The 11,224-nt window shown below is 72.0% G+C and carries 9 protein-coding genes and 2 pseudogenes; 5 read left to right on the top strand and 6 right to left on the bottom strand.

Going from position 1 to position 11,224, the window contains the following annotated elements; genetic code table 11:
* A pseudogene (locus GRC12_RS35445) lies at nt 1-1,123 on the top strand (D-alanyl-D-alanine carboxypeptidase); the annotation flags it as partial.
* A gap of 202 nt (nt 1,124-1,325) precedes the next feature.
* Nucleotides 1,326-3,185 carry an MFS transporter gene (locus tag GRC12_RS35450; protein ID WP_208784091.1) on the top strand — a complete coding sequence of 620 codons (1,860 nt, stop codon included), beginning with the start codon at nt 1,326-1,328 and terminating at the stop codon, nt 3,183-3,185.
* On the opposite strand, the gene GRC12_RS35455 is transcribed toward GRC12_RS35450, so the two are convergent.
* The 3 genes from GRC12_RS35455 to GRC12_RS35465 form a co-directional block, all read right to left on the bottom strand.
* Nucleotides 3,186-4,049: a MerR family transcriptional regulator gene (locus tag GRC12_RS35455; protein ID WP_208784093.1), complete on the bottom strand. Its 864-nt coding sequence runs from the start codon at nt 4,047-4,049 to the stop codon at nt 3,186-3,188.
* A 106-nt stretch (nt 4,050-4,155) separates the two neighbouring features.
* On the bottom strand, nt 4,156-4,665 hold the full coding sequence (locus tag GRC12_RS35460) for a glutathione peroxidase (RefSeq protein ID WP_244374277.1): 510 nt from the start codon (nt 4,663-4,665) through the stop codon (nt 4,156-4,158).
* A 9-nt stretch (nt 4,666-4,674) separates the two neighbouring features.
* A complete protein-coding gene (locus GRC12_RS35465) occupies nt 4,675-5,670 on the bottom strand; it encodes a winged helix-turn-helix domain-containing protein (protein ID WP_208784095.1) in 996 nt (331 codons plus the stop codon).
* Between the two features lie 73 nt (nt 5,671-5,743).
* Here GRC12_RS35465 and GRC12_RS35470 point away from each other — a divergent pair, with 73 nt between their 5' ends.
* On the top strand, nt 5,744-6,934 hold the full coding sequence (locus GRC12_RS35470; protein ID WP_208784097.1) for an MFS transporter: 1,191 nt from the start codon (nt 5,744-5,746) through the stop codon (nt 6,932-6,934).
* On the opposite strand, the gene GRC12_RS35475 is transcribed toward GRC12_RS35470, so the two are convergent.
* Nucleotides 6,879-7,700: a slipin family protein gene (locus tag GRC12_RS35475; RefSeq protein WP_208784099.1), complete on the bottom strand. Its 822-nt coding sequence runs from the start codon at nt 7,698-7,700 to the stop codon at nt 6,879-6,881. The two genes, GRC12_RS35470 and GRC12_RS35475, sit on opposite strands and share 56 nt — an antisense overlap.
* 149 nt (nt 7,701-7,849) lie before the next feature.
* On the opposite strand from GRC12_RS35475, the gene GRC12_RS35480 reads away from it, so the two are divergent.
* Nucleotides 7,850-9,295, top strand: coding sequence for a flavin-containing monooxygenase (locus tag GRC12_RS35480; protein WP_208784101.1), 1,446 nt, complete (start codon nt 7,850-7,852; stop codon nt 9,293-9,295).
* Here the strand turns inward: GRC12_RS35480 and GRC12_RS35485 are convergent.
* On the bottom strand, nt 9,283-9,876 hold the full coding sequence (locus tag GRC12_RS35485) for an NADPH-dependent FMN reductase (protein ID WP_208784104.1): 594 nt from the start codon (nt 9,874-9,876) through the stop codon (nt 9,283-9,285). The two genes, GRC12_RS35480 and GRC12_RS35485, sit on opposite strands and share 13 nt — an antisense overlap.
* 113 nt (nt 9,877-9,989) lie before the next feature.
* Between GRC12_RS35485 and GRC12_RS35490 the strand changes: the two genes are divergently transcribed.
* Entirely contained in the window at nt 9,990-10,838 is an 849-nt protein-coding gene (locus tag GRC12_RS35490) for a helix-turn-helix domain-containing protein (RefSeq protein ID WP_208784106.1), read from the top strand.
* 55 nt (nt 10,839-10,893) lie between these two features.
* Here the strand turns inward: GRC12_RS35490 and GRC12_RS35495 are convergent.
* Nucleotides 10,894-11,224 (bottom strand): annotated as a pseudogene (locus GRC12_RS35495) (N-acetylmuramoyl-L-alanine amidase); the annotation flags it as partial.

Consider the following 11,224-nt stretch of genomic DNA (forward strand, 5'->3'; position numbering starts at 1 on the left):
GCCCACCCCCACCCTCGCCCTCACCGCCGAGGACTCGTACACCTTCGACGGCTCCCAGGTCACCCTCCCGTGGCCGAACGAGGGCCAGGGCCGCATGGACGTCAACGGCATCGGCACGATGGGTGCCTTCGGCAAGCAGACGCCGGTGGCGATCGGCTCCGTGGCCAAGGCGATGACCGCCTACATCGTCCTCAAGGACCACCCGCTCAAGGCGGGCCAGGACGGTCCGAAGATCACGGTGGACGCGCTCGCCGAGAAGGAGGCCGGCTACTGGAAGGACGGCGAGTCCACCCTCACCACCGTCAAGAAGGGTGACGTCCTCACCGAGCAGCAGGCCCTGTCGGCGATCATGATCCCGTCGGCCAACAACATCGCCCGCCTCCTCGCCCGCTGGGACGCCGGTTCCGAGGCCGCCTTCATCAAGAAGATGAACGACACCGCCCAGTCGCTCGGGATGACGAACACGACGTACACCGACGCCTCCGGCCTGAAGGAGACCACCGTCTCCACCGCCTCGGACCAGGTCAAGCTCGGCAACCAGCTGGTCAAGATCCCGGCCCTGATGGCCATCACCAAGCTCCCCAGCTGGGTCGACCCCTCCGGCAAGAAGTGGGACAACTACAACCGGCTCGTGCCCTACAACGGCGCCATCGGCATCAAGACGGGTACGACGACCAAGGCCGGCGGCAACCTCCTGTTCGCCGCGACGAAGGAGGTCGACGGCGAGACGGTCACCGTCGTCGGCGCCATCCTCGGCCAGCACACGGCCCCGATCATCGACACGGTCAACGCGGTCAGCAAGACCGCGATGCTCGCCGCCCAGGACGCGCTGAAGTCGGCGAAGATCCTTAAGAAGGGCGACGTCGTCGGGTACGTGGACGACAAGCTCGGCGGCCGCACCCCCGTCGTCGTCACCAAGGACGTCGCCGCCGTCGGCTGGTCCGGCTTCCGGGTGAAGCTGTCCTTCGCCCCCGACGACGTACCGCACTCCGCGAAGGCCGGCACCACGGTGGGCACGCTCACCGTCGGCGACGGAACCAGCGGCGCGGTCAAGGTCCCGGTGGCCCTGCAGAAGGACCTCGGTGAACCCGGACTCACCGCCAAGCTGACCCGTCTCGGCTGAACCGGCCGCACCGCTGCCACGTACCCCGTCGGCGGGCCCACCTGGGAGCCGTCCGGCGGGGTGCGTGCTAGCGTCACGAAACGGGGCAGGTCTCCGCCCACGGGACGCGGCCGGGGAACGCCCCGGGACGTGGTCGGCAACGGACGGCCAACGGGACGCGTCTCTCAACACAAGACAGGACACCCACGGGGAGTGCCTTCAGGTGGCCACTGCGGAGCCGACACGCGCCGACGACGCCGACCCGGGCCCGGGAACCGGCCCGCGAATACGCGTGCCCGCACCGCGCGACGAGCGGCACGAGGACGGTCGTACGGACTCCTCCGCGAGAGCCAGGGCGATTCGGGCCTTCCACGCCCTGCGCGAGCGGCTGCTGCGTCACCCGGTGCTGTCGATGACCGCCCTGTCGGGCGTCCTGCACATCGTCTGGTTCTTCACGTTCGCGAACAGTGGCGGTGACCTCGCGGCCCAGGACGCGTGGGCGGAGTTCGTCGGCCGGCACCCCGACTCGGCGTACAACCTCGCCTGGTACGGCGGGATGCACCCGGTGTCGTACAGCATGGTGTCGCCGTACCTGATGTCGGTGCTCGGCGTCCGTACGACCATGATGATCGCGGGGACGGTCTCCGCCGCGCTGCTCACCATGATCCTCATCCGCAGCCGGTCGGTGAAGAACCCGCTGTGGGCCTCGCTGGCGGGGGTCTACGCCTTCCTGTGCAACGCGGCCTCCGGGCGCGTGACCTTCGGACTGGGCACGGTGTTCGCGCTGGGCGCGGTCGCCGTCGTCTTCTGCTGGCCGCACAAGTGGCGCCACAAGCGGGGCGCGAAGGCCGCCTGCGCGGCCGTGCTGGCGGCCCTGGCCACCATGGCCTCACCGGTCGCCGGCCTGTTCGTGGGGCTGGTCGCCGTCGCGCTGTTCCTGCAGAAACGGCGGCCCGGCGCCTGGGCGCTCGGGATCGCGCCCGCCGTGGTGGTGGCGGTCTCGGCATGGCTGTTCCCCTTCTCGGGCACCCAGCCGATGACGATCGCCTCGGTGATACTGCCCTTCATCTACGCGGTCTTCATCTTCGCGCTCACCCCCAGGCAGTGGACGACCGTCCGGCTCACCTCCGTCGTGTACGGCCTCGGCGTGCTCGGCGTCTGGCTGGTCAGCTCGCAGATCGGCTCCAACATCACCCGGCTGGCGATGCTGTTCGCGGGGGTCGCGCTGGTGGCCGTGCTGCCGTTCAAGGTGCCGCGCTCCCGCGAGTGGTACCTGACCTGGGTGGCCATCGCCGGCTTCGTCTTCTGGATCGGCTTCAAGGCGGTGGACGACGTCGTCCACACCACCCCGACCGCGTCCTGGGCCCGCGAGCTCGCGCCGCTGGTCAACCAGCTCCAGAAGGTCGGCGCCGAGAAGGGCCGCGTGGAGGTCGTCCCGGCCCGCTCCCACCGCGAGGCCTCCGCCCTCGCGCCCTACGTCAACCTCGCCCGCGGCTGGAACCGCCAGGCCGACATGGAGCGCAACCCGCTCTTCTACGACGACACGCTCAACTCGGCGAACTACCACGAGTGGCTGCAGCGCTGGGCCGTCCACTTCGTCGTGCTGCCCAAGGACGAGCCGGACGGCGACGGCGGGGAGCGCGAGCGGGAGCTGGTGCAGCGGGGCATGCCGTACCTCACGCAGATCTGGGGCGACGCCAACTGGCAGCTGTTCCGGGTCACCGACGCCGCCCCGCTGGCCGAGCCGAACACCGTGGTCGACCGGGCCGAGCAGGGCGAGATGACGATGGACGTCAAGAAGGCCGGCCGCATCCTCATCAAGATCCCGTACTCGCCGTGGCTGAGCATCGTCGACGCCGACGGCAAGAAGCTCAAGCCGCCGCAGGAGACGGAGGCGTCCAAGCACCGGGCGGAGGGGCAGCCGAAGTCGTACGACAACGTCAACGGCTGCCTGATGGAGACGGAGAAGGACGCGAACGGCGACCGGTGGACCATGCTGATCGCCCCGAAGGCGGGCACGTACCGCCTGGCGGCCCCCTACACGCTGCCCCGCGGTACGCCCTGCCCCGACGAACTCAAGTGATCATGTGCCCGCGGGGCGCCTGACCGGGAACGCCACGTCGCACACCTCGTCCTCCGGGCCCGCCGCGTCCCAGTCCGCGAAGTAGACCTCGCGGCAGGGGCCCGCCACCTCCAGGCCCTCGCGCGCCATCCACTCCTCCACCGCCTCGAACGCGGCCATGATCTGCGGGTGGGCCACCTGCGCCTTGGTGATGCGGGTGTAGGCCAGCCGCTGGGCGGGCTCCACGCGCACCCCGGTCTCCCAGGCCCGTCCCCGCCCGGCCGCCCACGCCCGTGCCGCCGCCTCGTCCGCGACCGGCACGCAGGACTCCGCCGGGCCGTCGCTCTCCATGGACACCTCGGAGTGGTAGACGACGTACGGCGCCGCCGTCACGCCCCCGCACGCGCGGGCCGCCTCCTCCAGACGTCCGAGCGAGGCCCCGATCCACGCCGGCAGCTCGTCCGCCAGCGTGTGCCGCGACTCGGTGATCACCACCCGCTCCGGTACGTCCACCGTCTCGACCACGAACTTCCCGTACATCTCGGAGCTCCTCCCCGACAGCCGTCCACGGAGGTACTCGGCGAGCGTCCGCTGCCCGGCGAAGCGGGTCTCCACGTCCGCCCAGTACACGGCGAGCAGGTCGGCGCCCGCGGCGCCCTCGGCCTCGATCACCTCGGCGATCCGGGCGAGGGGCATGTCGAGCTGCCGCAGCAGCGCCACGAGCCGGGCGCGTTCCACCTGCTCCGCGCGGTAGTAGCGGTAGCCGCTCAGCTCGTCCACGTGCGCCGGCGTCAGCAGCCCGAGCCGGTCGTACAGCCGCAGGGCCTTCGCCGACAGCCGCGCCCGCGCGGCGAACGCGCCGATGGTGAGCAGTCCGTCGTCCACCCCGGCATCCTCCCGTCCACCCCGGCATCCTCCGTCACCGGGCGGGTCCTTTCCGCCCGGTGACGGGAACGCTCGCGCTTGCCCCAGGGGCAAGGTCAACGGGTGGCTAGGCGAGGGCGCTCTCGACGGCGGTCACGACCTCCGCCGCCTCCGGCTCGGTCTGCGGGGAGAAGCGGGCGACGACCTTGCCGTCGCGGCCGATCAGGAACTTCTCGAAGTTCCAGCGGATGTCCCCGGTGTGGCCCTCGGCGTCGGCGAAGCCGGTCAGGCGGTCGTAGAGGGGGTGCCGGTTGTCGCCGTTCACCTCGATCTTCTCGGTGAGCGGAAACGTCACGCCGTAGGTCGCCGAGCAGAACTCGGCGATCTCCTCGGCGCTGCCCGGCTCCTGCCCCATGAACTGGTTGCAGGGCACGCCGAGGACGGTGAAGCCCTGCTCGGCGTAGCGCTCGTGGAGGCGCTCGAGCCCGGTGTACTGCGGGGTCAGCCCGCACTTGGAGGCCACGTTCACAATGAGGACCGCCTTGCCCGCGTACTGGGACAGGTCGGCCGATCCACCCTGGAGGGCGCCGATCTCCACGTCGAGGGGAGCGGCGCCGTTGCTCTCTGCAGTCGTCATAACCGGATGCTAACTCCGGTAAGTGTCGGCCCCGTTCCCGGCCTCCACCAGGACGTGGCCGGCCGGTGTACGGGAGTACAGCACCGACCGCCCCGCACGACGGCGTTCCACCAGGCCGGCGTCCAGCAGCACCTTCAGATGCCGGCCGACGGAACCCAGCGCCTGCCCGGTCACGGCCACCAACTGGGTCGTGCTGAGCGGGGAGTCGAGCAGCACCAGCACCTCGGCCCGCGCCGCCCCCAGCAACGCGCCGAGGGCCGCCGGCACGGCCCTGCGCTCACCGCCCGACAGCACGCCCGCGCACGGATAGACGAGGGCGTAGCGCTCCCGGCCGTCCTCCCAGGAGACCCAGCCGCCCTGCCGCTGCGGGGTCACCGGCACGAAGACGAGCTCGGCGCCGGAGATCTCGCGGGGCGGATACTCGTGCAGGTTCACCTGGAGCCGGTTCTCCCCGAGCCACCGGGTCCGTCCCGGCCGCAGCTCGTCCAGCACGGCCGCCCAGCCGCCCTGACTGACCTGCGCGGTGCGGGCGACGACATCGGCCTCCAGGATCCTCCGCCGCCGGTCCCAGTACGGCCGTACGGTCTCGGTCCAGACGCGCCAGAGCAGACCGGCCGCGCGTTCGGGCAGGTCGTCGCGGTCCAGGGCGGCGGGGAGCGGGCCGCCGGCCAGGGAGACGACGAGGTCGGCGCGGGCCCGGTCGGCGGGCGTGGCCCGGACGCGGGCGAGGCCCTCCTCGACGCCCTCCCCGTCCCTGGGGGTCGGGGCGAGGAAGTCCGCGGTCCACACCCGGCCGAACCCGGCGCGCACCAGCAGCGCGGTGACGGGGTCGGCGGCCAGCAGCGCGCGGTAGCCGGGCAGATGCCGGCCCAGCCAGACCCGCTCGCCCGGGTGCGCGGCCTCGCCCGCGTGCAGCAGCTTCAGGGACGCGAGGGTCTCGGCGAGCGGGGACAGGACGAACCGGCTGCCCGCGAGGGTGTCCGCGTTGATCTGCCACCAGCCCATGCCACCCCCAGTGACCTTTCGCGCTCGCGCGAAACACTAACGCCCGCTGTCCCGCCCTCCGGAGACTTCCGGCATGCGCAGTTACCGAGAGCTGTTCCGCACGCCCGAGTTCACCCCGTTCTTCCTCGCCTCCGCCACCCACACCGTGGGGCAGACGATCGGCGGGCTGGCGCTCGGCACCCTGGTGTTCCGCGCGACCGACTCGCCGCTGCTGTCGGCGGTGAGCATGTTCGGGCCGCAGCTCGCCCAGGTGCTGGGCGCCTCGCTGCTGCTGTCGGGCGCCGACCGGCTGCGCCCGCGCACGGCACTGACCGGCATCGCCCTCGCCTTCGCGGCCGGTACGGCGGTCCTCGCGCTGCCCGGTCTGCCGATCGGGGCGGTCTTCGGTGTCGTCCTCCTGCAGGGCCTGGTCGCCTCGCTGGGCGGGGGAGTGCGCTGGGGGCTGCTGAACGAGATCCTGTCCAAGGACGGCTATCTGCTGGGGCGTTCGGTGTTCAACATGCTCTCCGGGCTGATGCAGATCACCGGGTTCGCGACCGGCGGCGCCCTGTTGGCCTTCCTGTCCCCGCGGTTCTGTCTGCTGCTGGCGGCCGCGCTCTACGCCACGACCGCCCTCGGCATGCGCCTGGGCCTGACCGAGCGCCCGCCGCGCTCCTCGGGGCGCCCGTCCGTCTCGGCGACCTGGCGCACCAACGCCCTGCTGTGGTCCGACCGCCCGCGTCGCCTCACCTACCTGGGCCTGTGGCTGCCCAACGGCCTCGTCGTGGGCTGCGAGTCCCTCTACGTCTCCTACGCGCCGCACGCCGCCGGCGCGCTGTTCGCCTGCGGGGCGCTGGGCATGTTCGCCGGGGACGTCACCGTCGGCCGCCTGGTCCCCGCGGCCGTACGGCGGCGCCTGGCGACGCCGCTGCTCCTGCTGCTGGCCGGCCCCTACCTCTTCTTCGCCCTGCGCCCCGCGCTCCCCCTCGCCGCGGTCGCCGTGACCCTGGCCTCGGTCGGCTTCGGCGCGAGCCTCGTCCAGCAGGAGCGGCTGATGGCCCTGACCCCGGACGAACTCTCCGGCCACGCCCTGGGGTTGCACTCCTCCGGCATGCTGACGATGCAGGGCGTGGCCGCGGCCCTGGCCGGCTCCATCGCCCAACTCACCTCGCCCGGCACGGCGATGACCCTCATGGCGGCCGCGTCGGGCGGGGTGACGGTGGCGCTCGCTACGGCTGCTCGACGGGGGGCGCCGGAGCGGGTACCGGTGCCGCAGGAGTCGTAGCCCCGAACTGCTGGGCCGCCTTGTCGAAGTACCGCAGCAGTTCCACCGGGAACGGCATCACCAGGGTCGAGTTCTTCTCGGCCGCCACCTCCACGACCGTCTGCAGGAGGCGCAGCTGCATGGCCTCCGGGGTGTCGGACATGATGCGGGAGGCGTTGGCGAGCTGCTGGGCGGCCTGGAACTCGCCGTCCGCGGTGATGACCCGGGCCCGGCGTTCGCGCTCGGCCTCCGCCTGGCGGGACATGGACCGCTTCAGGGACTCCGGGAGCTGGACGTCCTTGATCTCGACGCGGTCGATGTGGACGCCCCAGCCGGCGGCCGGGCTGTCGATCATCAGGGCCAGGCCCTCGTGCAGCCGTTCACGGTCGGAGAGCAGATCGTCGAGGTCGCTCTTGCCGATGATGGAGCGCAGCGAGGACTGGGCGACCTGGCCGACGGCGAAGACGTAGTCCTGGACCTCGATCGCGGCCCGTACGGGGTCGACGACCCGGAAGTAGACGACCGCGTCGACCTTGACCGACACGTTGTCCTTGGTGATGCCCTCCTGGGTGGGCACCGGCATGGTCACCACCTGCACGTTGACCTTGCGCATCCGGTCGGCGAAGGGGATCAGGAAGGTGATGCCGGGATTCCGGTGACCGGGACGCGCCTTGCCCCAGCGGAACACGACCCCGCGCTCGACCTGGTTGACCACCCGCATCCCGCTGCGCAGCACGAGCAGGGCCACCAGGGCCACCAGCACGACCGCGACCACAGTGCCTTCCATGGCACTCCATTCCTCGGAAGGATCGATCCTCGAAAGGATTTGAGACAGAGGAGAAGACACCGGACGGAGTTGACCGGATGCGCTCACGAGCGTCAGGAGTACGTCAAGAAAACCGCCCGGAACCGGCGCCCGCTCCGAGGGTCGTCGTCGTGGGCGCGGGCTTCGGCGGCATCGCGGTCGCGGCGGAACTCCTGCGGCACGGACTGGACGACGTGACGCTGCTGGAGGCCGCCCCCGAGCTGGGCGGCACCTGGTTTCACAACCGCTACCCGGGCGCCGCCTGCGACGTGCCGAGCCACCTCTACTCGTACTCCTTCGCCCAACCCCCCTCCTGGCCGCGGCTGTTCTCCCGTCGGGACGAGATCCTGCGGTACGCGCGCGAGACCGCGGACGCCCTGGGCGTCACCCCGCGGGTCGTGCCGGACACGACGGTGACCTCGTGCACCTGGGACGAGGAGAGCCGCACCTGGACGGTCCGCGGCCGGCGCGGGGGACGTGCGGAGGAACGGGTCGCGGACGCGGTGGTGCTGGCGACCGGGCAGCTGGACAAGCCCGCGTTCCCCGCCCTGGAGGGCCTGGCCGACTTCGCCGGGCACAGCTTCCACTCCGCGCGCTGGGACCAGGACTACGACCTGCGGGGCAAGCGGGTGGCGGTGATCGGGACGGGGGCGAGCGCGGCCCAGCTGGTACCGGAAATCGCGCCCCTGGTCGACCATTTGACGGTGTTTCAGCGCACCGGCAACTGGTTCCTGCCGCGCCCCGACCGCCCGGTGCCGGCGGCCCTGGACCGCGCCCTGCGCCTGCCGTGGGCGCGGCGGCTGTGGCGGCGGTTCCTGTACCACGGCATCGAGCTGATCACTCTTTGCATCCGCCACCCGCGCACGGTGGGCCGTGTCGGCGCCCTTCTCTCGGCCGCCCACATGCGCTGCCAGCTCCCCGACCCCGAACTGCGCCGCAAGGCCTGGCCCGACTACCCCTTCGGCTGCAAACGCGTCCTGCTCAGCTCCGACTTCCTGCCCGCCCTGCGCCGCCCGAACGTCGAACTGGTCACGGAGCCGATCACCCGGATGACCCGGGAGGGCCCGATCACCGAGGACGGGCGGCTGCACGCCGTGGACTGCGTGATCCACGCGACCGGGTTCCGTACGAACACCTTCATGCTGCCGATGGCGGTACGGGGCCGGGGCGGCCGGTCCATCGAGGAGGCGTGGGCCCGGGGCGCCCGCGCGCACCTCGGCATCATGGTCCCCGGCTTCCCCTCCCTCTTCCTCATGTACGGCCCCAACACCAACACCTCCGGCGGCTCCGTCCTGTTCTTCCTGGAGGCCCAGGCCGCCTACGTCCGCCGGGCCCTGCAACTGGCCCGCCGCGCGGGCGCGTCGGCCCTCGACGTGCGTCCCGAGGTGGAGGAGGCGGGCGTGGAGGCCGTACGGGCGCGCTTCTCGGGGACGGCCTGGCAGTCCTGCTCGTCCTGGTACCGCACACCGGACGGCCGCGACGTCGCCAACTGGCCTGGCTACATGGGCGAGTACGCGGACCGCACCCGCGAACCGGAGCCCGCCGACTTCCGGTTCCTCCGGCCTCAGGCGGGATAGGGCGCGGCAGCACGGCCCGCACGGAGGGTGGCCGCCCACCAGGACAGCTGGTCCAGCAGGGCCTTGGCGTAACCGGACGCCTCGGGGTCGAGCGGACGGCCGTCCCGCCAGGCGGTGAAGTAGTTCGGGAAGGCCAGCCCGTCGCGGATGGTGACCGCGTGCAGCTCGGTCAGCACGTTCTCCAGGTGCAGCACCGCGTGCCGGCCGCCCGCCGCGCCGCCGTAGCTGACGAAGGCGACGGGCTTGGCCGTCCACTGCGTGAAGTGCCAGTCGACGGCCGCCTTCAGAGAGGCCGGATAGCTGTGGTTGTACTCGGGCGTGACGACGACGAACGCGTCGGCGCCGTCGAGCGCCGAGGTCAAGCCCTCCATGCCGGCCGGCCGGGGGTAGGCGTCCCCGGCGTACTTCGGCGACTCGGCGGGCAGCGCCAACGGGATGTCGTAGTCGGCGAGATCGACGACCTCTACCTCGAAACCGCCGTGCGCACGAGCCTGTTCGGCCACCCAGGAGGCGGCGACCGGACCGAACCGGCCCTCCCGGACGCTGCCGACGACGATGACGAGCCTGTGTGTGTTCTCCATGCCCACCACGATCGGCGTCCGCCGCCGCGGCAGCCAGACCGTGCTCAGGCTGGCCCCAGCAGGGCCAGTCTGAGGCCCTGCGCGGGCCGCGAGCTCCGCCCTATGCTCGGCCCATGGGGACGCCACTGGGGGATTTCATCCGGGCCAGGCGCGACAGCACCCAGCCGGAGTCGCTGGGCCTGCCGGAGCGCGGCCGCCGCAGATCACCGGGGCTGCGACGGCAGGACCTCGCCGCCCGGGCCGGCATCAGCGTCGAGTACCTCACCCGTATCGAGCAGGGCCGCGACCGCAACCCCTCGGTGGCGGTGGTCAACGCCCTCGCGGACGCCCTCGGCCTCGACCCGGCGGAGCGCGGCCACCTGCGCTACCTCGCGAAGATCACCGGCGGGGAGTGCGTCGCCCGGCCCCGGCCCGCGCCGCCTTCCCGGCAGGTACGGCCGTCCCTCCTGCGGACGCTGCGGCTGCTCGAACCGGGCATCGCCCTGGTCACCAACAAGCTGGGCGACGTCCTCGCCCGCACCGCCGCCTTCGAGACGGTGACGAGCGGCAGCGGACTCCTCGACACCGACACAGAAACCGCCACCCCGAACCTCACGCGCTACGTCTTCACCGACCCCCGCGCCCGGACGTTCTTCGCCGACTGGGACGAGGTCGCCGACGAGCAGGCCTTCGATCTGTGGCTCGGGCCGTCCGTCGAGACCTCCGAGTGGTTCACCGCGGAGCTCGCCCCCCTGGCCGGTCCCGACCTCACCCGGCGCCTGAACCGTCATGTGGTCCCGCGGCGCGGGGTCCTGCGCCTCAACCATCCCTCGGGACACCAACTGCGGCTGCTGCGCGAGATCCTCGACGTTTCCTCGGACGCGCAGCAACTGGTGGTCCTGCTGCCCGAGGACGAGGCCACCGCCGAGGCGGTGGACCTCCTGCGGGGCCGCTCCCACGGGCGGCTGCGCGCCATCTCGTGACGCGTCGGTCCGGCCCGGTGGGTCAGGCGACGACCTGACCCACCGGACCCGGTGGTCAGGCGACGACCGTGAACAGACCGGTCGTGTCCCCGAGTTTGCTCAGGGAGATCTTGCCGGGGATGCCGTCGGCCTCGGTGCCGCTGTAGCCGAGGTGGCGCTGCCACTTGGCGTACGCGGCGATCGTGGTCGTACCGAAGGAGCCGTCGCCCGCGTAGGTCTTGGCGAGGTAGCCCAGTTTCACCAGGGCCGCCTCGGTGAGGTTGGTGCCCGCCATGTAGGAGACGTGGCCCTGCTTGGCGCCCGGGTCGGTCTTCGCGGCCTGGACGAGACGGGAGAGGTCGACGCGGGGCTTGCCGGCCTTGGGAGGGGCGGGGTGCGTCTTGGAG

This window comes from Streptomyces griseorubiginosus, assembly GCF_017614965.1.
Classification (GTDB): Bacteria; Actinomycetota; Actinomycetes; order Streptomycetales; family Streptomycetaceae; genus Streptomyces; species Streptomyces griseorubiginosus_B.

Coding starts and splice junctions, on each gene's coding strand:
- GRC12_RS35460 (WP_244374277.1), bottom strand. CDS start 4,665: ATGACGACTGCAGAGAGCAACGGCGCCGCTCCCCTCGACGTGGAGATC.
- GRC12_RS35465 (WP_208784095.1), bottom strand. CDS start 5,670: ATGGGCTGGTGGCAGATCAACGCGGACACCCTCGCGGGCAGCCGGTTC.
- GRC12_RS35470 (WP_208784097.1), top strand. CDS start 5,744: ATGCGCAGTTACCGAGAGCTGTTCCGCACGCCCGAGTTCACCCCGTTC.
- GRC12_RS35475 (WP_208784099.1), bottom strand. CDS start 7,700: ATGGAAGGCACTGTGGTCGCGGTCGTGCTGGTGGCCCTGGTGGCCCTG.
- GRC12_RS35485 (WP_208784104.1), bottom strand. CDS start 9,876: ATGGAGAACACACACAGGCTCGTCATCGTCGTCGGCAGCGTCCGGGAG.
- GRC12_RS35490 (WP_208784106.1), top strand. CDS start 9,990: ATGGGGACGCCACTGGGGGATTTCATCCGGGCCAGGCGCGACAGCACC.